At 69.8% G+C, this 22,167-nt stretch carries 12 protein-coding genes (1 of these 12 only partly in view); 6 read left to right on the top strand and 6 right to left on the bottom strand.

From position 1 onward, the window contains the following. Positions 1-20 precede the first annotated feature (20 nt). Together ACG04Q_RS19785 and ACG04Q_RS19780 are read left to right on the top strand one after the other, a co-directional pair. Positions 21-638 carry a glutathione S-transferase family protein gene (locus tag ACG04Q_RS19785; RefSeq protein WP_394513349.1) on the top strand — a complete coding sequence of 206 codons (618 nt, stop codon included), beginning with the start codon at positions 21-23 and terminating at the stop codon, positions 636-638. A gap of 3 nt (positions 639-641) precedes the next feature. Beyond that, on the top strand, positions 642-1,583 hold the full coding sequence (locus ACG04Q_RS19780) for a pyridoxamine 5'-phosphate oxidase family protein (protein ID WP_394513023.1): 942 nt from the start codon (positions 642-644) through the stop codon (positions 1,581-1,583). Here the strand turns inward: ACG04Q_RS19780 and ACG04Q_RS19775 are convergent. The 4 genes from ACG04Q_RS19775 to ACG04Q_RS19760 are packed head-to-tail and all read right to left on the bottom strand — an operon-like array spanning position 1,558 to position 4,311. Then, a complete protein-coding gene (locus ACG04Q_RS19775; protein ID WP_394513021.1) occupies positions 1,558-2,460 on the bottom strand; it encodes a LysR family transcriptional regulator in 903 nt (300 codons plus the stop codon). The two genes, ACG04Q_RS19780 and ACG04Q_RS19775, sit on opposite strands and share 26 nt — an antisense overlap. Positions 2,461-2,467: 7 nt before the next feature. After that, complete coding sequence (locus tag ACG04Q_RS19770; protein WP_394513020.1) at positions 2,468-2,887, bottom strand: acyl-CoA thioesterase; 420 nt, start codon at positions 2,885-2,887, stop codon at positions 2,468-2,470. Further along, a complete protein-coding gene (locus ACG04Q_RS19765; RefSeq protein WP_394513019.1) occupies positions 2,884-3,528 on the bottom strand; it encodes a YceH family protein in 645 nt (214 codons plus the stop codon). The genes ACG04Q_RS19770 and ACG04Q_RS19765 overlap by 4 nt, the downstream gene beginning before the upstream one ends. Beyond that, entirely contained in the window at positions 3,529-4,311 is a 783-nt protein-coding gene (locus ACG04Q_RS19760; RefSeq protein WP_394513018.1) for an SDR family oxidoreductase, read from the bottom strand. 129 nt (positions 4,312-4,440) lie between these two features. Here ACG04Q_RS19760 and ACG04Q_RS19755 point away from each other — a divergent pair, with 129 nt between their 5' ends. Further along, the gene (locus tag ACG04Q_RS19755) at positions 4,441-6,117 is read left to right on the top strand and encodes an electron transfer flavoprotein-ubiquinone oxidoreductase (RefSeq protein ID WP_394513017.1); all 1,677 of its coding nucleotides are present in this window, start codon (positions 4,441-4,443) and stop codon (positions 6,115-6,117) included. 100 nt (positions 6,118-6,217) lie between these two features. Then, complete coding sequence (locus ACG04Q_RS19750; protein WP_394513016.1) at positions 6,218-7,030, top strand: DUF72 domain-containing protein; 813 nt, start codon at positions 6,218-6,220, stop codon at positions 7,028-7,030. Between the two features lie 12 nt (positions 7,031-7,042). Here the strand turns inward: ACG04Q_RS19750 and ACG04Q_RS19745 are convergent, their stop codons facing one another. Then, entirely contained in the window at positions 7,043-9,934 is a 2,892-nt protein-coding gene (locus ACG04Q_RS19745) for a M16 family metallopeptidase (protein WP_394513015.1), read from the bottom strand. A gap of 122 nt (positions 9,935-10,056) precedes the next feature. After that, complete coding sequence (locus ACG04Q_RS19740) at positions 10,057-10,674, bottom strand: FMN-binding negative transcriptional regulator (RefSeq protein ID WP_394513014.1); 618 nt, start codon at positions 10,672-10,674, stop codon at positions 10,057-10,059. Between the two features lie 38 nt (positions 10,675-10,712). Here ACG04Q_RS19740 and fdhD point away from each other — a divergent pair, with 38 nt between their 5' ends. Both fdhD and ACG04Q_RS19730 read left to right on the top strand, forming a co-directional pair. Next, positions 10,713-11,468 (top strand): formate dehydrogenase accessory sulfurtransferase FdhD, encoded by a 756-nt coding sequence (gene fdhD / locus ACG04Q_RS19735; RefSeq protein ID WP_394513013.1) that lies wholly within the window; start codon positions 10,713-10,715, stop codon positions 11,466-11,468. Between the two features lie 387 nt (positions 11,469-11,855). Beyond that, positions 11,856-22,167 carry part of the coding region annotated (locus ACG04Q_RS19730; RefSeq protein WP_394513012.1) for a CARDB domain-containing protein on the top strand (this coding region is incomplete at its 3' end). 21,540 nt of the annotated region lie beyond the right edge of the window, so 10,312 of the 31,852 annotated nt are shown.

Here is a 22,167-nt window from a genome sequence, read left to right as displayed (position 1 = left end):
CCATGACAACGCGCCGCCCGATCAAGCTGTATCACCACCCCATCTCCGGCCACGCGCACCGCGCGCAACTGGCCCTGAGCCTGCTGGGCCTGCCGCACGAGCTGATCCACGTCGACCTCGCGGCCCGCGCGCACAAGACGCCCGAGTTCCTCGCGATGAACCCGTTCGGCCAGATCCCGGTGCTGGACGACGACGGCACCGTCGTGCCGGACAGCGGCGCCATCCTGGTCTACCTGGCCGAGCGCTACGACACCGACGGCCAGTGGATTCCCCGCGACCCGGTGGGCCGCGCCCGCGTGCAGGCCTGGCTGTCGGCCGCGGCCGGCCCCATCGCCTACGGCGTGTCGGCGGCGCGCCTCATCCATGTCGTGTCGGCCCGCTTCAACCCGGACGAAGTCATCCCGCGCGCCCACGCGCTGCTGGCCGTCGTCGAGAGCGAGTTGCAGCGCCGGCCCTTCCTCATCGGCGAGCGCCCCAGCTTCGCCGATGTGGCGGCCTACAGCTACATCGCCAACGCGCCGGAAGGCAACGTCGACCTGGCCGGCTACCCGGCGCTGCGCGGCTGGCTGGCCCGCATCGAGGCGCTGCCCGGCTTCGTGCCCTTTGCGCAGAGCCCCGTGGGCCTGCGGGCGGCCTGAGCCATGGGCGCCTTCCACGCCGGCGAGCGGGCCATGCACGAGCGGCTGGGCATCGCTCAGCGCATGGGCGAGATCGGCTCGCGCGTCATCCGCGACCACATGCCCGACCAGCACCGCCAGTTCTACGCGCAGCTGCCCTTCGTGCTCGTCGGCTCGGTGGACGACGCGCTGCGCCCCTGGGCGTCCCTGCTGGTGGGCGAGCCGGGCTTCCTCGGCTCGCCGGACGCGCAGCATCTCGCCAGCACGGCCCTGCCCATGCCCGGCGACCCACTCGCCCGCCACCTCGCGCCCGGCGCGGCACTCGGCCTGCTGGGCATCGAGCTGCCCACGCGCCGGCGCAACCGCGTCAACGGCCATGTGGCGCGCGTCGACGCCAGCGGCTGGCTGCTGGACGTGGAAGAGACGACCGGCAACTGCCCGCAGTACATCCAGCAGCGCGAGCTGGCCTGGCGCCGCGACCCGGCCGACCAGCAGCCCCGCGCCGTGCAGCCGCTGACGGCGCTGGACGGCGAGGCGCAGGCGCTGATCGCGGGGGCCGACACCTTGTTCGTCGCCAGCCATGCGCATGGCCGCAGCGACGTGTCGCACCGCGGCGGCCGTGCCGGCTTCGTGCGTGTGGACGGCCCGGGCCGGCTGCTGGTGCCCGACTTCAGCGGCAACCTGTTCTTCATGACGCTGGGCAACTTCGTCAGCCACCCGCGCGCCGGCCTGCTGTTCATCGACTTCGAGCGTGGCGACCTGCTGAGCCTGACCGGCCGCGTCGAACTGGTGTTCGACGGCCCCGACGTCGAGCGGCTGGACGGCGCCGAGCGCGCCTGGCGCTTCGAGCTGGACGAGGGGCTATGGCTGCGCGACGCGCTGCCGCTGGGCTTAGCCTTCAAGAGCTGGTCGCCGCGCAGCCTGGCCACGGGCAGCTGGATTAGCGAAGCTCCGGGTCCGCGCTGAAGCGTTCCGCCGCCAGCTCGATGAACGCGCGCAGCTTCGGGCTGGCGTGCCGGCCCTCGTGGTGCACGAGGTGGATGGGCAGCGGCGCGGGCTCGAAACCCTGCAGCACGCGCACCAGCCGGCCGTCGCGCAGCAGCGGTGCGGCCTGGTAGCTGAGCAGCCGTGTCAGCCCCAGGCCCGCCTCGGCCGCGGTGATGGCCGCGCCCACCGTCGTCGTGCGCAGCCGCGCCGCGATGCGCTGCACCAGCGGCTTGCCGCGCGGGCCGGCGAAGCGCCATTCCGGCGCCGGGTTGGCGCCGGTCGCGGCAATCAGCCGGTGGCTGTCCAGCTCGGCCGGCGTGGCCGGCTCGCCATGCGCCTGCAGGTAGGCCGGCGATGCGACGACGACGCGCCGCACCTGCCCCACGCGGCGCGCCTGCAGTGACGAGTCGGGCAGCTCGCCGATGCGCACCGCCACGTCCAGCCCCTCCTCGACGAGGTTGACGATGCGGTCGACGAACATGCACTGCGCGTCCACCTCCGGGTGGCGCTTCAGGTACTCCACCAGCACCGGCGTCACGTAGTACTGGCCGAACAGCACGGGCGCCGTCAGGCTCAGCGTGCCGCGCGGCTGCAGGTTCTGCGCGCCGGCCTCGGCCTCGGCGCGGGCGATGTCGGCCAGGATGCGCCGGCACTCCGCGGCGTAGCGCTCGCCGGCCTCGGTCACGCGCACGACGCGGGTGGTGCGAGTCAGCAGCCGCTGGCCCAGGTGCTGCTCCAGGTCGGCCACGGCGCGCGTGACGACGGGCGGCGACAGCGACAGCTGGCGCGCCGCGCTGGCGAAGCCGCCGTGGTCCACCACGGCGACGAAGATGCCCATCGCCTGCAGCCGGTCCACACGCCGCTCAGCTGACGAGTTCGCGCACCCGGTCCGGCAGCGCAATGGCCTTGTCGGTCTGCGCGTCGAACCACAGCGTCGTCGCACCGCCCTCGGCGTAGATGACACCGGGCTCGTCGACGCGTTCCAGCGTGATCCAGGTCTCGAAGCTGGTGCGGCCGGGGTCGCTGACATAGTGCTTCGCCAGCACCTCGCCCGGGCACTTGAGCTGCCGGTAGAAGTTGCAGAACGCGTTGACGATGACCGGCCCCTGCCCGCCCGGGTTGGGCGGCGTGCCGATGCTCGCCAGCCAGTCCACGCGCGCCATCTCCAGGTAGCGGAAGTACAGCGTGTTGTTGATGTGGCCCATCGCGTCCATGTCGCCCCAGCGCATCTGGATGCGCAACTCGAAGGTCAGCTTCTTGGCCGCCGGGACGGCGTATCTCATGGCGTGATGCCCAGCTCGGCGGCCATGCGGTGGACGAGCTGGCGCAGCGACGCGACCTCGGCGCGCAGCGCGGCGATCTCCACCTTCTGCAGCGCCACCTCCTCGTCCCTCGGGATGGCCGCGGCCATGGCCTGCTCGACGGACGCGACCGGCCCGCACAGCAGCTGCGCCCAGCGCGCCTCGCGGGCGCCAGGCGCCTTCGGCAGCTTGATCGCCAACGGCCGCTCGCGCTCGGACAGCTCCTCCAGAAAGCCTTCCACCGACGACACGTCCGCAAAGCGGTGCAGCCGCTCGGTGTTCTGGCGCAGCTCGGCCGCCGTCTGCGGGCCGCGCAGCATCAGCTGCGTCAGCAGCGCCATCGCCGCGCCGGGCACGCCGACGCCGCGCGCGAAGTTGTGCTCGTAGCGCACCACACGGCTGCCGCTGACGGTGTTGACCAGACTCAGCGACTTCAGTTCCTCAATGGTGGCCAGCACCTCGGCCTCGCTGACGTCCATGACCGGGTCGCGCGCCGTCTTCTGGTTGCAGCCCGCGGTCAACGCGTTGGCCGACAGCGGGTAGCTGTCCGGCACGGTGGATTCCTTCTCGACGAGGACGGCCAGGACGCGGGCTTCGAGTGGGGTCAGGTCTCGCTTGAGCATTCAGACTCCGAAGCCATCGTCAGCCTGGATGACCGCGCCATTGATGAAATGGCTCTCGTTGGCACACAGCATCAGCAGCGCCGTGTCCAGATCCTGCGGCTGGCCCACGCGCTTGCGCGGCAGCAGCTCCACGAGCTTCCTGCCCTGCTCGGTGCTCCAGTGGTGGTGGTTGATCTCGGTGTCGATGTAGCCGGGGCAGATCGCATTCACGTTGATGCCGTACTTGCCCCACTCCAGCGCCATGGCGCGGGTCATGTGGATGACCGCGGCCTTGCTCATCGCGTAGACGCCGATCTGGCCCAGCACGCGCAGCCCCGCCATGGATGCCACGTTGACGATGCGCCCGCCGACGAACGAGCCCGGCGCCGCGCCGCGTGCGCGCGCCAGCATGCGCTTGCCCACCTCCTGCGCGACGAAGAACGCGCCGCGCGTGTTGGTGTCCATCACGTAGTCGTAGTCGTTCTCGGTGACGTCGGTCAGGCGCTGCGTGGTGCTGACGCCGGAGTTGTTGATGAGGATATCCAGCGTGCCCACCTCGGTCTCGGCGTGCGCCACGGCAGCCTTGATGCTGGCGACGTCGGTCACGTCCAGCTGCACGACATGGGCGTCGCCGCCGTTGCCTTCGATCTCGGCGCGCAGGTCCTTCAGCCGTTCGAGGCGGCGGCCGGCCAGCACGACGCAGGCGCCGGCCTGCGACAGCGTGCGCGCGAACTGCGCGCCCAGCCCGCTGGACGCCCCGGTGACGAGGGCCACGCGGCCTTCGAGATTGATGGAGTAACTCATGAGACTGCCTCTTCGTGATGCGTTGCCGATCCTACCGGCCTAGAGGCGCGGCACTAGAAAAGCACGACCGTTCTATTTTTGATTCCACGTCCTTAGAATCGCGCCCAATTCAAAGTCCGGAGACTCGGCATGACCTCAGAAGAAATCCTCGCCCAGTTCGGCCCGCGCGAGTCCATGGAGTACGACGTGGTCGTCGTCGGTGGCGGCCCGGCCGGCCTGGCCACGGCCATCCGCCTCAAGCAGATCAAGCCCGACGCCAACATCGTCGTGCTGGAAAAGGGCTCGGAGCCCGGCGCGCACATCCTGTCCGGCGCCGTCATGGACCCGCGCGCCATCACCGAGCTGTTCCCGAACTGGAAGGAACTCGGCGCCCCGCTGAACCAGGCCGTGACCGGCGACGACGTGCTGCTGCTGAGCGAGACCGGCAGCACGCGCACGCCCGACGCGCTGGTGCCGCGCAACTTCCACAACGACGGCTGCTACGTCATCAGCCTGAGCGACGTCGTCAAGTGGATGGCGCAGCAGGCTGAAAGCCTGGGCATCGAGATCTTCCCCGGCTTCGCTGCGGCCGAGGTGGTCTACGACGAGCAGGGCCGCGTGAAGGGCGTGGCCACGGGCAACATGGGCATCACCAAGGAAGGCGAGCCCGGCGACAACTTCCAGCTCGGCATGGAACTGCTTGGCAAGTACACCGTGTTCGCCGAAGGCGCGCGCGGCCACCTGGGCAAACAGTTGCTGGCCAAGTACGACCTGACCGCGGGCAAGGACACGCAGACCTTTGCCATCGGCATCAAGGAACTGTGGGAGATCCCCGCCGACAAGGCGCAGCCCGGCAAGGTCGTGCACACCGCCGGCTGGCCGATGGAGGGCGACACCTTCGGCGGCGGCTTCCTCTACCACCTGGCCGACAACAAGGTCACGCTGGGCTTCGTCATCGGGCTGGACTACGACAACCCCTACCTGAGCCCCTTCGAGGAGATGCAGCGCTGGAAGACCCACCCGGCCATCCGCGCGCACATCGAAGGCGGCAAGCGCATCGGCTACGGCGCGCGCGCCATCAACAACGGCACGCCGCAGGCGCTGCCCAAGACGGTGTTCCCCGGCGGCTGCCTGGTCGGCTGCGACGCCGGCTACCTGAACGCCGCCCGCATCAAGGGCAGCCACGCGGCCATCAAGAGCGGCATGCTGGCCGCCGAGGCCCTGGCCCCGGCGCTGGACGCCGGCCGCGCGCAGGACGAGCTGACGGCCTACCCCGCGGCCTTCGAGAAGAGCTGGCTGAACGAGGAGCTGCAGCAGAGCCGCAACTTCAAGCTCTGGTTCAAGAAGGGCCAGACCGTCGGCAAGCTGATGACCGGCATCGAGCAGTGGCTGCTGCCCAAGCTGGGCGTCGCCACGCCGCCGTGGACGCTGCACAACCACAAGGCCGACCACCAGGCGCTGCGTCCGGCTGCCGAGTGCCAGCCCATCGCCTACCCCAAGCCGGACGGCAAGCTGAGCTTCGACCGCCTGTCTTCGGTGTTCATCTCCAACACCAACCACGAGGAGAACCAGCCCGCCCACCTGACGCTGAAGAGCGACGCTGTGCCGGTGCAGGTCAACCTCGCCACCTACGCCGGGCCCGAGAGCCGCTACTGCCCGGCGGGTGTCTACGAGTTCGTGCCCAACGAGGCCGGCGCCGGCCAGCGCCTGCAGATCAACGCGCAGAACTGCGTGCACTGCAAGACCTGCGACATCAAGGACCCGACGCAGAACATCGTCTGGGTCACGCCCGAAGGCGGCGGCGGCCCCAACTACGCGGGCATGTAAGCCCCCAACTCGAAGCCGGCGCCACGCCGGCTTTTTTGTTGCCGGCAGCGCGGCGCGCCGATAGACTGGTTTTCCATACAGGCATCGGCGAGGAGGCAGCGTGAGCGAAGGAAAGATCAGGGTCGGCATCGGCGGCTGGAACTTCGAGCCGTGGCGCGACAACTTCTATCCCAAGGGCTGGCCGCAGGCGCGCGAGCTGGAGTACGCGAGCCGCCGGCTCACGGCCATCGAGATCAACAGCACCTACTACGGCGCCCAGAAGCCGGCCACCTTCGCCAAGTGGCGCCAGGAGTCGCCCGACGGCTTCCAGTTCTCGCTGAAGGCCATCCGCTTCGCGACGCAGCGCCGCGTGCTGGCCGATGGCGCCGACTCCATCAGGCGCTTCATCGACTCGGGCATTGCCGAGCTGGGCGACAAGCTGGGCCCCATCGTCTGGCAGCTGGCGCCGACGCACAAGTTCGACGCGGCCGACCTGACGGCGTTCCTGGAACTGCTGCCGGCCAGCGTCGACGGCCTGCCGCTGCGCCACGCGCTGGACGTGAGGCACGCCAGCTTCCAGTGCCCCGAGTACCTGGCGCTGGCGCGGCAATACAAGGCGGCGACGGTGTTCACCGAGTCCGACGACTACCCCGCCATCGCCGAGCCCACGGGCGACTTCGTCTACGCCCGCATCATGCGCACGCAGGCCGACGAGCCGCTGGGCTGCCGGCCCGAGGTCTTCCCGGCGCTGGCCGGCGCCGCGCACGCCTGGGCGCAGGGCGGCGAACCCGACGGCGTGCCGCGCATCGAGCCGCCCGCCCCGGCCGCCGCGCCGCGCGACGTGTTCGTCTTCTTCATCAGCGGCGCCAAGGAGCGCGCGCCGCATGCCGCGATGGCGCTGCGGCGGGCGCTGGGCGAGACGGTCCCCGCCTGAGCTCTCAGAGCTCTATTTCGCTGCCACCGGCTCCGCCGCGCGCGCGACCACCTCGATGGGCGCACGCGGCGCGATGTGATCGCGGAAGTACGCCTGCACGTCCTGCGCGGTGACCGCCTGCAAGCCGGCGACTTCGGCCTGCATGGCGGCCTTCATGCGCGGGTCCGCCTGGATGCGCGGCAGCCACAGCAACCAGTAGCTGGCGCTCTCAGGCGCCTTCAACGCGCTCTCCACGTGCGGCTGCCTGGCGCGCGCCAGCTCGTCGGCGCTGACGGGCTGGTCGGCCAGTTCGCGCAGTTGCGTGCGCAGCAACTCGCGAACGACCTCAAACTTCTCGGGCGGCGTTTCGATGGTCACGAACAGGCGCCCCGAGCCCGGCACGTCCATCGAGCCGCCCGCCCCCGCCTGCGGCGAATAGGTGATGCCCAGCGTCGCCCGCACCGTGTCCGTCAGGCGGGCCCGCAGCATCGCGCCAGCCACCCGGCCGGTATAGGACAGCGCGGGGTCCGCCCAGTGGTCGGGTATGGACCAGTACCAGCCCAGCACCGCCTGGTCCGCCCGACCGCGGTGGTAGACCACATGGGGCGCACCGCCGCCTGCCACGGGCTCGAGCTTCAGTTCGGCGCGCGGCTGGCGGGGCTGCTCGTCGCCGGCGCCGAAGGTGGCCTGCACCGCCGCGATGGCGGCTTCTTCGGTCACGTCGCCGACGATGAAGATGTCCGGGGCGCTGGCCAGCGCCGGCTTCAGGATGACCGGGAGCTCGTCGGCCCGCGTGGCTCTCACGTCGGCCGCGCTGATCGGCAGGCCCAGGCGAGCATCGCCGCGGTTCATGACGCGCGCGACCTCGCGATCATGGACGGCCGCCGGCCGCGCCTCCAGCGAACCCACCAGGCTGCCGCCCAGCGCGGCCAGCTTCTCGCCGAACTCGAGACGAAAGCCGGGATCCCGCGCGTGAGCGGCCAGCAGCTGCAGCTGGGCCAGCAGGTCGGCGGGACGGGTCGTGCCCGACAGCGTGAACGCCTGCGTGCCCACACCGAAGCCGACGGAGATGCGCTTGCCACCACGTTGCCGCCACTGCTGGACTTCCACCGCCGAGCGCTGGCCGGTGCCGCCCATGGTGACGGCAGAGCCCAGCGCCCAGATGGCATGCCAATGCCGGGGGGCGATGCCGGCGCGTCCATGGCCCAGCTGGACACGCACGCTCACGCTGTCCTTCTGCTGCGCAGTGCTCTTGACCACCAGGCGCGTGCCGTTGGCGAACCGGACATTCGTCGTGCCCAGCTCGGCGTCCTGCGTGCGGGCGACGATGGCGCTGGGCGGCCCGAAGTCGGTGTAGGGCCAGTCCGCCGGCGCAACGACCACCGGCTCGGCCACCGGCCGCGCCATCGCGTCGGCCAGCTTCTGCGCCAGCGCCTCGACACCGACGGCGCCGGACTGCGTGCCGCGGAACAGCAGCGGCTCGGGGCTTCCGAAGCAGTCGCGCAGCGCGGCGGTCAGCTCCTCGGGGCGCAGGCTGGCCAGCAGCGGCTCCGTTTCGGCCAGCGCCTGTTGTGCGCTCAGGTAGGGCGAATGCGGGTGGACCGCGTTGAGCAACCGGTCGGCAATCGCCGCATGGGGCCGCGTAGGCTCCTGAGCCAGGCGGGCCTGCATCTGGCTGCGCACGCCCGGCAACAAGCGCTGCATGTCGGCCTCGGTCACGCCGTGGACCAGCAGCTGCCGCAGTTCGGCCACCGCGGCGTCGAGCGCGTCGGCCCATCGCCCCGGCTGGGCCTGCATCGTCAGCTGGGCCAGCCCGGCCGCACCGTATACCGAGGCCTGCACGCTGGCCGTGGCGCCGAGCAGCGGGCTGCCCGGCTGCTGCGCACGGTCCCTCAGGCGCTGGTTGAGCGCGCCGACCGCCAGCCCCTGCACCAGGAACTCGCGCGAGACCGCCGGTGTGTGCGGACGCACGTCCACCGGCCGCAGCCAGGTGAGCGCGAGCGCGCTGGGACCGTCCGGGGTCACGAGCTCGACGACGGGCCGCGTGGGCCTGGCCACGCCCAGGTCCACCGTGTCGGGCGATGCGTTGTTGCGCCAGTCGCCAAAGCGATCGCGGATCTGGCGCTCCACCGCGTCCACGTCGATGTTGCCCACGACGATCAGCGTGGCGTTGTCCGGCCGGTAGTTGGCCGTGTAGTAGCGGCGCAGGCGCTCGGCCGTCGCGGCGCGGACGGTCTCGATGCGACCGATCGGCAGGCGCTGGACCACCCGAGCGCCCTCCAGCTGTTGCTGCAACTGCGCCACGCCGGCTCGCCGCGGCGGCAGGTCGCGCACGCGCTCCTCGGACAGGATGACGCCCTTCTCCTGCTCGATGAGCTGCGGGTCCAGCACCAGCCGCTCGCCGATCTCGCGAAACAGCATCAGCCCCGTGTCCAGCGCGGCCGCATCGGCCCTGGGGAAGTTGAAGTGATAGATCGTCTGGTCCAGCCCGGTCGTGGCATTGGTGTCGGCCCCGAAGCGCAGGCCCTGGCGCTCCAGCATGCGGACGACCTCCCCGTCCGCCACCTTGGCGCTGCCCCGGAAGGCCATGTGCTCCAGGAAGTGGGACAGGCCCCGCTCCTCGTCACGCTCCTGCAGCGAGCCCGAGCCGATGCGCAGACGCATGGCCACGCCGTCCCTGGGCGTCTCGTTGTGCTGCAGGGCGTAGCGCAGCCCGTTGGACAGGCGGCCGAAGCGCACCGCCGGGTCGGGTGTGCGCCCGGACATCTCGAACCCCCACTGCGGCCCCGTCGCGGCCAGCGCCCGAACGGCGGGTTCCGTGACGGCCCCGTCGGCCAGCGCCTGCGGCGCCAGCAGCGGCAGCACCAGGGCAAGCACCACGGCCACCAGCCGGGGCGGTGTCTTCACGCAGCTTGTCTCGTTCATGAGGTGTTCTCGTCGGGCCTGAAACCGGCCGGACGGTAGCGCCGCAGCGCTGCAACACCGGGTCAAGCGCTTGCGCGTTTGGCCGGGGATATTCACCCCCCAGCCCGCACTGCCGCGGCGGCTCAGCCCGCCAGCCGCGCCATCCAGGCCGCCACCAGCCGGTCGTCGGCCAACTCCGACACCGCCAGCGCCTCGCGGATGCGCTGCCGCTCGACGGCCGCACGGTTCTGGCTCATCTTCAGCTTGAGCTCCCAGCGCGTCACGCGGATGCGAAAGCCGACGATGGCGCCCAGCAGCTTGTGCTGGTAGGCCTCAGGCAGGCCGCGCCACTGCTCCGCGTACCCGGGCTCGAACTGCCGGATGAGCCGCTTCAGCAGCGCGTCCTTGTCGGCGGCGCCGTCGACCAGCGCGATGTCGCCATAGGCATGCAGGGCCGCATAGTTCCAGGTCGGCACGTTCTGCAGCGAGTCGTAGTGCCGGGGGCTCACGTAGGCGCTGGGCCCGCTGAACACCGCCAGCAGCGACTTCTGCTGCGACAGCCAGCCCCAGTGCGGGTTGGCACGCGCCATGTGGCCTTCCAGCATGAAACCGTCACCCGTCGGCTCGGCCACCAGCGGCAGGTGGCTGCCGAAGCTCGCGCCACCGGCGTCCGGCCCGACCAGCAGGGCCAGCGGATGCTCGGCGATCAGCCGCAGCGCATGGCCAAGGTCCGTCGAATCGAAATGTTGGGGCAGGTACACGGCAGCTCCAGCAAGGTCGGACTTCTATCATCGCCGCGATGGACGCGCTGCTGAGATCGAGACCCCTGAACACCGCCACGGAAGAAGAGGTGGCCGTCGAGACGCCTGTGGCGCTGACCGTCAACGGCGTCTCCCAGGCCGTCATGCTCGCCACGCCGGCCGACCTGGACGACTTCGCGCTGGGCTTCGGCATTGCCGAGGGCTGGTTCGCCTCGCCGCGTGAGCTGCTGGATGTGGAGCCCACGACGCAGCCCGACGGCATCGAGCTGGCGCTGACCGTGACGGCCGGCTGCGAGCAGCGCCTGAGGCAGCGCCGCCGCACGCTGGCGGGCCGCACCGGCTGCGGCCTGTGCGGCGTGGAGAGCCTGGCGCAGCTGGGCGCCGTGCGGCCCGCCGCCGTCACGGCACCAGAGCTGGTCGACGGCGCACTGGCCCGCGCGCTGGCGGCGCTGCCGGCGGCCCAGCCGCTGAACGCCCGCTGCGGCGGCCTGCACGGCGCGGCCTGGTGCCAGCCCGACGGCACGCTGCTGCTGGCCCGCGAGGACATTGGCCGCCACAACGCGCTGGACAAGCTGACCGGCGCCCTCGCCCGCCGCGGCGTGGACACGGGCGACGGCTTCGTGCTGATGTCCAGCCGCGCCAGCCACGAGCTGGTGCACAAGGCAGCCATGGCGGGTGTGGGGCTGCTGGCCTGCATGTCGGCGCCCAGCAGCCTGGCCATCGCGACCGCGCGCGACCTGGGCCTGCAGCTGTGGGCCTTCGTGCGCGAGGGGCGCGCGACGCGCTACGCCTGACATCAGTCGGCGGCGCCTCGCAACGCAATCCGCTCGCCGGCGACGAAACGGAGCGCGGCCGCCTGGTCTCGGTCTGCACGTCAGCGATCGCCAGGTTCGACTGACGAGCCCCCCGAATCCATCAAGTCAGGCTTGTGGGCAATCTCATCCAGCGACTGGTCGGGGACTGCTCGCAAGCAGTCGGAACTCAAGCATCGCCTCTAGGGGCAAGCGAGTCACTGCCTTTCGGGACACGCGAGCCCCCTTGATTGGAGGTCTGCATGAGCTGGTCCGACACATTGCTCCTCCAGAATTTAGCGGCCTCCCTGCTGCCCGTGGCCTGGCTTCTGCCGTCGGCGAGCATCTGAAATCGCAGAGCAGGCCCAAACAAATTTCAGGGAGTTAGTGATGTCGGTCAAGACCTTGCGCGCCCGCGCGGCCGCTGCTTTGCGTCGTGCGTCCACGAAGTCATCTGCACACGCGCCGCACACCGGACGGCATAGCTGGAAGATCGAGACGCTCGAGCCCAAGCTGCTGCTGTCAGCCGACGCAATGCCAGGCGTACATCAGATCGCCGGCGCCATCGACCAGCCGGGTGAGCAGGACCGCTACCAGTTCACGCTGACGGAACAGACGCGCTTTCTGTTCGACGGCACCGAGGGCACACAGATCCAATGGCAACTGGAGGGACCCAACGCGACCGACCAGTTCAGCTTCCGCGCCCTGGATGGCACCGGTGATCGCTTCCTCGACCTGAACCCCGGGACCTACACGCTCACCGTGGACGGCGTGGGCGACCGCACCGGCAACTACAGCTTCCGGCTGCTCGGCATCGAAGCATCCAGAGTCTTGCAGACCGGCGTGCCAGTGACAGGAAGGCTTGAAGCCGGCACTCAGGCAGCGATGTACAGCATCAACCTGACGGCCGGAGACCGCCTGTTCATGCAGCCCGCGCCGGGCAACACAGGCGGCAGCTTCACGCTGTTCGATCCGCAGGCACGGACGGCGTGGGGCCCCAGATCGCTGGCCGCCGACAGCGACGTGTTCACGGCGAGCAGCACGGGCACGTATTGGCTGTCGATCGAGGGGACAAGTGGTGCAACCGCAGCGCTGGACTATGGCGTCACGTTGTGGCGCAGCCCCCTGCAGCAGTTCGATCTGATCTTGGGTCAGGCCACGACCGCCCACCTTGCCCAGCCCGGCGATGGCGTGGAATATCGCTTCAACGTGGATCGCAACACGCTGGTGCAGTGGGACCAGCTGTCCCAGCCGCGCAGTGACCTGAACTGGGAGCTGCGCCGCGTAGACACAGACACGCAGGTGCGCACCGGCAGCTTCGGCAGCCAGGATGGCCAGAGCGACCCGATGCGGCTGGCAGCCGGCAGCTACGTGTTGCGACTGAAGGGCTCCGCCCGAGCCACCGGCACCGTGGGCTTTCGCCTATTGTCCGCAGCCGATGCACCAGCCGCGGCCAGCGGCAGCAACCTCCCAGTGCCTGCAGACGTCGCCCTGGGTGGTCAGGTCGTACGCGTGGAAGCCAACGGCGCCCAGCAACTGTCGCTGGGCTACGAAGGGTTGCCAGATGCCGTCAACACGGACAACAGCATCCTTTCGGCCGGCGAACTGCTGGTAGCAGCCGGGACGACCCGGAGCCTGCTGCTCTCGCTGGGCGGCAACCCGGCTGGCATGCTGGACGTGTCGCTGAAACGGCTGCTGGTAGCGGCCGGTGATCAGCTGGATATCGCGCTGCCGGACGGCGTCACGGACTGGGCCCTGCGCCTGTTCGATGATGCCGGCCATCAGCTGGCCAGCGCCACCTCGGGGCATTTGCTGTGGACGGCCACCAACACGGGGGTGGTCTACCTCGGTACCAGCCGTTCCGCCAACACCAGCTATGACCCGCTGACCGCGCCGCTCGCGGGCGCCACGGTGCCCGCGGCCCAGGTTGCACTGACCGTCAGGCGCACGGCGGCGGCTGGCTCCGTCACCGCGACCGAGCCGCCAGACAGCCTGGCGCAGGCGGTCGACGCACTGGTCGCGCCTGGCGCCAGCACGGTGCTGGACATGCGCATCGGCGACGGGAGCTTCCCCACGCGCGATGTCGACTTCTATCGCATGGTGCTGAGCGCGGGCGAGGTCCTCAAGGTCTCCACGCCCAATGGCCCCGGCTTTGACGGCTACCTGCGCGTCTTCGATCTGGCGGGCAACCAGGTCAGCAGCACCGACGACAGCCCGCTGAGCTTCACCGTGCCGCGCACGGGCGTGTACGTGCTGGGCTTCAGCGCCTTTGGCAACATGGGCTTCAATCCCCTGGTAGCCGGCAGCGGCGGCGATGCGCCGACCGGCACGCTGAGCGTCACGGTAGAGCGAGCCCGCAACCAGGCGCCCAACACGGCGAACTGGATCGTCACGGACGCGAACGGCACCCGCGTCGGCGGCGGCAGCGTGGTGGTGGGCCAGGTCGCCACGGTCAGCCTGCCGCAGAGCGGCAGCTACTACATCTGGGCAGACCCCCACCTGACGAATGGCGCGCAACGGGGGCAGCTGCGCCTGTCGACCTGGACACCGGCCACGCCTGGCATCCAGGCGGTTGCGGCAGAAAGTCCGCTGCAGGTCAACCTGGACCTCGGCTACAGCGGCCAGGTGGTCGCGACCGACCTCGTGGTGAGCAGCGGCGGTGCATTCGTGCTGGAGCCGTCGACCGCCTTCGAAGGCGCGCAATGGCGGCTGACCGGCCCGCGCGGTACCGAGTTCGACTGGGCGACGTTGAGCAACCAGCGCGGCAGCGCCGCACCGGTGCGCTACCTGGCCCCAGGCACCTACCGGCTGGAGATGCGCGCCACCGGCCTCTCCACAGGCAGCGTCGGCGTCACGATGACACCCTTCTCCAGCGCAGCTACTGCCGCCATGGACGGCGACAACAACCTGCGCGACCTGGCCATCGGGCAGTCGCAACTGTGGCGACTCGATGCCACCCCCGGCGACCGCTTCACGCTCGCGCTGTCGGCACCGTCCTCCGACTTCACCGTGCTGGCCTACGACGCCTTCGGCCGCGCGCTGGCCGTGACGGGCGGTACCAGCGTCACCCAGGGCGCAGCCAACGGCCCCGTGTTCCTGCGCCTGGTGCGGCAGGCCGGCAGCGGCGCTGCCAGCGTGGCGCTGCGCATCACACGCAACGCCGCCATACCGGTGCAGCCGCCGCAAGCCGTGGCCGTGACGCTGGGCAACGAGGTCAGCACGTCCAACACCGACGTCGCGACGCCCACCTACCGCTTCACGCAGGCCACCGACGGCTGGTTCGCCATGGAGTGGCAGGAAGGCAACTGGACGCAGTGGTCGCTGAGCGGCCCGCGCGGCAGCGAGGCGAGCGGCACCTGGCGCGAATCCTTCTACGACGGCCGCAACCGCAGCTGGCAGGCGCCCGTGCGCTGGCTGCCGGCCGGCGAATACACGCTCAGCCTATCCGGCGGCAGCGGCCCGGCCCGCTTCAGCCTGCGCGACGCAGCACACAGCAGCCCCATCACGACGGACACCGCCGTGTCGGTGGACCTGGCAGCCAGCGATGCCTACGAGCTGTTCGACGTCGTGCTGGATGCCGACGTGAAGACCTATCTGCGCGGTATCGCCGGCGCAGGCGCCGACAACTGGTTCCGCCTGTATGACCAGGGTGGTTCGCTGCTGACCCAAGGCGACCCGTCCTCGCAGACGCCCGTCGCACTCAACGTACCGCGCGACGGCCACTACCTGCTGGCCGTGGCACGCAACACCTTCTCGGCCGGCACCACCGCGCTGCGCTTCGAGCTGTCGACCGCTCCGCTGACCGCACCCAGCGTGTCGCTGGGCGACACCATCAGCGGTCGCTTCCTGCAGTCCTACGACACGCGCGACTTCAGCCTCAACCTGAGCAGCGCCAGCCAACTGCTGATCGACACACTCAGTTCCACCGGCTCTGCCAAGAACTACACGGTTCTCGACGCCAGTGGCAACACGGTCGATGTGCTGTCCTACGGCGGCACGCGGGTCTGGGGCCTGGCTGCCGGCCGCTACACCGTGCGCGTGCAGCGCAGCGACTACTACACGGTGCCCGGCGCCGACGACCGCTTCAGCGCCACGCTGACGGCTGGCGCCGTGCGCAACATCGATCCCAGCACGGGCTTCAACATCAGCTGGACCGACGGCGTGGCCGACGGCCTGCTGCGCTTCAATGCCGAGGCGGGCCGCACCTACACCTTCTCGACCACGACCGTGCCGCCCTATGACCGCGGCTACCGCGTGCGCGTCTTCGACGGCAGTGGTGCCGAGGTGCTGTACGGCGGTTTCGGTGGCGACTGGTGGGACGCGAACAAGGCCATCAGCTTCACGGCGGCACAAAGCGGCAGCTACACGCTGGCGCTTGGCGCCAGCAGCTACTCCTCGGGTCTGACCGCGACGGAGAGCTTCAAGCTGCAGCAGGTCGAACGCAAGGTGTCCGATCTGGTGCTGGGCAGCAGCGCCATCGGCAACATGCTGCATGCTGCGGACGAGCAACGGCTGCGCTTCACGCTGACCGACCCGACGCGCCTGTGGCTGAACGCCTCGGGCGACTACTACGACGCGACGCTGGTGCGCACCGATGCAGCCGGCACGCCGCTGTCCAGGACCAACCTGTACTACAGCGACGTTCACCAACTGCTCGACCTGCCGGCTGGCAGCTACGAGCTGCGACTGACCGCCTCGCGCGAGAACCCCGGCACCTGGCGCGTTCTGGCCGATACCGAGGCCCGCCTGCCCGCCATTGCCGTGGGCACGCCAGCCATCATCGGCCTGCCCCAAGGACAGCAGGCCCAGGCCTGGCAGCTCGACGGCACGCAGGGACAGGCGCTGTTGCTGGATGCCCGGCTGAACTCAGGCAGCCTTTCCTACACGCTGGTCGGCCCCAGCGGCAACACGGTCGTCAATGGCAACGCGTCTGGCAACAGCGACTACTCGCAGCGCGTGACGCTGGGCGAGACCGGCCGTTACGTGCTCTACGCCTACGGCAGCAGCACCGACACCTCGGCCATCAACGGCAGCTTCACGCTGCGCAGCTACAGCGAGCCACGCACGGCACTGGCGCTGGGCAGCCTCGTGTCCGGCAGCATCGCCAACCCGGGTGACATCAATCACTACAGCTTCACACTGACCGAAGACCGCACCGTTCTCATCGACCCGCAGTCCGGCTCGGCCAATCTGCGCATGACGGGCCCCCGTGGCGACGTCGCCAGCCTGTCGCTGTCCAGCGTCGAGAGCTACTACGCACGCCGCCTGCCGGCCGGCACCTACAGCGTCGACATCACGGCCCTGTCCAATGCCGCAACGCCTGGCTATGCGTTCCGCTTGCTGGATCTGCAAGCCGCGGCCGTCTCGCACGGCGATGCCACCCAGATCAGCGGCGACCTGCCCGCCGGCCGCACGCTGGTGTCGCACAGCTTCGATGTCGTCGCGGGCCAGGCCTACAACCTGGATTTCACGACGCCCACGGCCTACCCCGACTATTTCCGCTACACGTTGGTGGATGCGGCAGGCCGCACCGTGACGGGCACCGACTGGACCTACGCCAGCTCCGTCGGCTTCACGGCCGCCCAGACCGGGCCGGTCTACCTGATCGCCAAGCAGTACTACCCTACGTCCAGCCCCGTCCATTTCGAGGCCACGCTGCGGCAGCCCTCCACCCGCTCCGACGCTCTCGCTTGGGACACCCCCGTGGCGACGACGCTTGCCACGCGGCAAGACCAGCGCGACCTGAGCCTGCGCTTGGCCACCGCCGGCTGGGTCGAGTTGCAAGGCATGGGCGTGGACGTGGGCCAAGGCCGCATCCAACTGCTGTCGCCCAACGGCACCTCGCTCAGCGACGGTTACGTCAGCGCCGGGCAGGCCCCAAGCGTGCGCCGCATCTTCCTCGGTGCAGGCGACTACATCGTGCGCATCAATGGCTCGACCGACGCGGTCACGAGCACGGTGCGCTTCACGCCCCGGCAAGTGCCCTCGCCCAACCAGCTGAACCGCCAGCCCGAGGTCAACCGCGCGCTGACCGCCGCCGCCGGCGCCGGCGCCGACACGGTCACGCTGTGGAGCCTGCCTGTCGCCGCCGGAGACCACCTGCACCTTGCTGCCAGCCAATGGCCAGGCAGCGGCGCGGTGCAGCTGATCGACCCCAATGGCAGTCTTGTCTCCACCTGGAACCCGACAGGCGCCGCGCTGGAGCTGGACCTGAGCATTGCGGGCACTTGGCTGCTGCGCGCCACGCGCCCGGCCAGCGATGGCAGCGCGGACAACGCCTGGGCACTGGAAGCCCGCTGGGGCAGCAGCGCCGCGTCGACGCCCATCGTCTCGACGACGTCGGCCCGCGGCAGCCTCGCGACCAACGGCAAGATCAGCTACCAGTTCGAGGTCACCGAGGCCGGCACCTGGTACCTGGATCGCAACAGCATCCCCGACTACTACAGCTTCTACTACAACACCGCACGCGTGCTGGACGCCAATGGTGCCGTCATCGGCACTGGCTGGGACCGCCCCTACCTGCTGACGGCGGGCGTCTACACCGTCGAGATCACCGCACAGTACAGCAGCTCCAGCTACGACTTCACATGGCGCCGCATGGACGACGCCGCCACCCCGCGGCTGGACTTCGGCCAGTCCGTCAGTGCCCCTTCGGCCTCGGACTACCAGGCCCGCGTCTGGCGCCTCGATGCCCAGGCCGGCGACCTGCTGCGCTTCAACGCACTGTCGACCGGGTCCGGCAGCATTCCGCGCTGGGCGTTCTTCAACGGCTACGGCCAGCCGTTGAGCGGCTGGAGCAACGCCAACATCGACGGCACCGCCGTACCGGCTTCCGGCAGCGGTCCGGTCTATCTGGTCTTTGACTGGGCCGGCTACACCTACGGCAGCAACGTCAGCGGCGGCATGTCCTTCCAGGTCGACAAGGTCGGCACAGGCAGCACGCCGACCGCGTTGACGTTGGGGCAGACCGTCTCGGGCACGCTGGACGCGGTCACCCAGTCACGCAGCTACAGCTTCACGCTGACCGAGCCGCGCACGCTCATCATGGATCGCCTCAACAGCGGCACATCGACCAACTACTACGCACTCACCTGGTCGTTGACAGGCCCTTACGGTGCGGACAGCCAGAGTGGCCAGCTATACGCTGGCAACCAGACGCCCGATGTGAGGGTGCTGACACTGGCGCCCGGCAGCTACACGCTCAACATCAACAGCAGCGACTTCAACGCCAACACCTATGCCTTCCGGCTACTGGATGCAAGCGCCGCGACGCCGCTGGCCGATGCCGAGGTCGTCGAGGGCCGCATCGAGCCCACCGGCGAGATGGTCAGCTACGCCATCGACGCGCTGGCTGGCGACCGGCTGTTCGTCGATTTCCGCGAGCTGACTGCACGTACCTACAACTACAGCACCGGTCGCTACAACTACACGTCCTACGTGCGCGTGATCGACCCCTACGGGCGTGAAGTCAACAACCAGCAGCTGGCCGACGCCGAGGTGGTGGCCAGCGTGTCCGGCCGTTACACGCTGCTGCTGGACACGGCCTACCGGGCCGACGCACCCGTGGCCTATCGCCTGGCCGCATTCGTGAACCGCCAGGGGCAACCGCGCCAGATCGACCTGTCCGCCAAACCCACGGCCATGGATCTGGTCGTCAACGATGTGGCCGTCGCACCGGCCACCGGCGGCGCGCTTCAGTCCGGCAGCACGGTGCAGATCAGCTGGGTCACGCTCAACCAGGGCGTCTCCGCGACGCTGGGCGACTTCAACGAGCGCGTCGTCGTGCGCCGAGCCGGCACCGGCGAGGTGTTGGCGCAGGTGCAACTGCCCTACGTCGAGGCGCAATCGGGCGCGCTCGCCGCCAGCCAGTCCGTGGCGCGCAGCGTCACGCTGCGCCTGCCAGAAGGCCCGGCCGGCGTGGGTGACCTGGCAGTCACCGTGGAGACAGACACCGACAACACCCAGCCCGAGAACGGCCGCGCCGAGGAGAACAACCGCGGCACTGCCTCCTTCAGCAGCACGCTGGCCGACTACGCCAACCTGCAGGTCCAGGATCTGGGCATCGACCCCGCCGGAGACTGGACCAGCGGCGCCCCGGTGACGGTGAGCTGGACGACCGTCAACACGGGCGATGCCATGGCCCGTGGCGCCTGGACGGAGCGCATGGAGTTGATCAACACGACCACCGGCGTCGTGGTGGCCAACATCAGTCAGGCCTTCACAGCCCAGGCGCTGGACGGTGGCGACTCCGTCGCACGCCATGCCAGTTTCAACTGGCCCGCCGGGCTGAACGCGATCGGGCGCTACCAGCTGCGCGTCATCGTCGACGCGCTGTCGCAAGTGCCCGAGTACGACGCCAGCGGTTCGCTGGAGAACGACAACACCGCCCAGCAAACGCTGGAGGTCGGCCCCGACCTGGCCGTTCGCAATGTCCATCTGCAGCAGGCCGCCGGCCTGCAGTCCGGCGACCGCGTGACGCTGCTGTGGGAGGACATCAACCAAGGCAGCGTGCCGACGCCGGTGACCTACCAGGACCGCGTCATCATCCGCCAGCGCAACGCCGACGGCAGTGCTGGCGCTGTCGTGCTGAACACGCTGGTCGCATTCGCCGGCAATGCCGGCCTGCCGCTGGCGCCAGGCGAGTCGCGTGCGCGCAGCCTGCAGTTCGATCTGCCCGACGGTGCACTGGGCGCCGGGTCCTTCGACATCAGCATCACCGCCGACAGCGCCGCCAATGGCGCCGGCATCCTGTTCGAGACCAACGCTGCCGGCGACGCCGAGAACAACAACGCCGGGACCGGCAGCTTTGAGGCGACGCTGCGCCTGTACGCCGACTTGTCGGTCAGCGGCCTCGTCGTACCGGCCACGGCACCTTCGGGCGATACCGTGGACGTGAGCTGGACCGTCGCCAATCGAGGTGCGGCTGCCGCGAACGCGCCCTGGGTGGATCGCATCCTCCTGAGCAGCGACGGCGTCATCGGCAACGCCGACGACGTGCTGCTGGGCGCGCTCACGCACACCACCGCGCTGGCTGTGGGCGACAGCTACACGGCCCGCGTCAGCGTCCGCATCCCGGCGCGCATCCAGGGCAGCTACCGCATCGCGGTCGTCACCGACGCCAACGCCAGCGTGCGCGAGCCCGACACACGCGCCGACAACCGCCGCATCTCCGATGCCATCACGATCACGCAGACCTATGCCGACCTCGTGCCCGCACTGACCAGCACGCCGGCCGAGTTGTATGCGAACCGCGGCGCGCGTGTGGAGTGGTCCGTCCGCAACGGCGGCACCATTGCCACCGATGTGAATCGCTGGGTCGACCAGGTCTACCTCAGCAGCACGCCCACTCTCACGGCGCAGTCCACGCTGCTGGGGTCGGTGACACACGTCGGCGCGCTGGCCGTGGGCGACAGCTACACCGCCGGCTTGGATTTCACCGTGCCCCGCGACGCCTCGGGCGCTCGCTACTTCATCGTCAAGACCGATGCCTTCAGCGCGGTCTATGAGCTGGACCGCAGCGGCAACAACATCGTCGTTGCGGCGCAGCCCACGACGGTACAGGCCGAACCCCGCCCCAATCTGCAGATCGAAGGCCTCAGTGCGCCCTCCGATTGGCGCGTGGGCCAGACCGTGCAGCTCAGCTACACGGTGCGCAACGGCGGCAACGACCCGGTCAACGGCTTCTTCGGCGAGGAAATCCGCCTGGTCGATACGCTGGGCGTGGCAGCAACCCAGGTGCTGACAACGACCTGGGCGTCACGCTCGCTGGCCGCGGGCGGCACGCTGACACAGAACCTGCAACTGAGCGTGCCGGCACTGCCGCCCGGCAACTGGCGTCTGGAGGTCGTGGCAGACCGCGGCAACTACGTCACCGAGTCCAACGAAGCGGACAACGTCGCGACAGCCAGCGTCGCGGTCAGCGCTCCCGACCTGGCGCTGCGCAGCCTCGGTACCGCGGGTGTGCTGCAGGGTGGCGAAGCCATCACGCTGAACTGGCAGACGCGCAACCTCGGCAACGCGCCCGCGGCCAACGTACGCGAGAAGGTCTACCTGTCCCGCGACGGCAATGTCGACGGCGGTGACACCTTGCTGGGCGAGCGCGTCATCGACAGCCTTGGCGCCGGCGCGTCCAGCGATGGCACGCTGGCCTTCACCCTGCCCGCCGACCTGTCGGGCTCGTGGCGTCTCATCGTCGTCACCGACGCGGGCAACGCCAACAACGAGTCGACCAACGAGGGCAACAACCAGCAAGCGCTGACCATCGATGTGGCACAGGACGCCTACGCCGACCTCACCGTCGTCAGCGTCAGCGCGCCCACCCAGGTCATCGCAGACCCGGCCAGCATCACGGTGGAGTGGACCGTCCAGAACACGGGGCCGGGCATTGGCCGCACGGGGACCTGGACGGACCGAATCATCTACAGCACGAACGACGTGCTGGGTGACGGAGACGACATCGTGCTGGGCAACGTCGTGCACAGCGGCGGCCTGGCCGCGGGTGCGAGGTACGACGGCAGCCTGAGTTACAGCTTCGGCCCGACCTTCAGCCGCCGCGGCACCGTCTTTGTGAAGAGCGACGCCACGGGCGCCGTGTGGGAAGGCGACAGCGAAGCCAACAACGTCAAGAGCGCGGGCCACACCACCGACTTGATGCCCGTCGCCTACGCGGATATGCGCGTCGAGTCGGTCAGCACGCCCAGCG

It is taken from the genome of Pelomonas lactea, from assembly GCF_043555885.1.
In the GTDB taxonomy this organism is placed as follows: domain Bacteria; phylum Pseudomonadota; class Gammaproteobacteria; order Burkholderiales; family Burkholderiaceae_C; genus Pelomonas; species Pelomonas lactea.
The sequence above is the reverse complement of the archived record's forward strand: the minus strand, read 5'-3'. Positions and strand labels throughout refer to the sequence as shown.

Coding starts and splice junctions, on each gene's coding strand:
- ACG04Q_RS19780 (WP_394513023.1), top strand. CDS start 642: ATGGGCGCCTTCCACGCCGGCGAGCGGGCCATGCACGAGCGGCTGGGC.
- ACG04Q_RS19770 (WP_394513020.1), bottom strand. CDS start 2,887: ATGAGATACGCCGTCCCGGCGGCCAAGAAGCTGACCTTCGAGTTGCGC.
- ACG04Q_RS19765 (WP_394513019.1), bottom strand. CDS start 3,528: ATGCTCAAGCGAGACCTGACCCCACTCGAAGCCCGCGTCCTGGCCGTC.
- ACG04Q_RS19760 (WP_394513018.1), bottom strand. CDS start 4,311: ATGAGTTACTCCATCAATCTCGAAGGCCGCGTGGCCCTCGTCACCGGG.
- ACG04Q_RS19755 (WP_394513017.1), top strand. CDS start 4,441: ATGACCTCAGAAGAAATCCTCGCCCAGTTCGGCCCGCGCGAGTCCATG.
- ACG04Q_RS19745 (WP_394513015.1), bottom strand. CDS start 9,934: ATGAACGAGACAAGCTGCGTGAAGACACCGCCCCGGCTGGTGGCCGTG.
- fdhD (WP_394513013.1), top strand. CDS start 10,713: ATGGACGCGCTGCTGAGATCGAGACCCCTGAACACCGCCACGGAAGAA.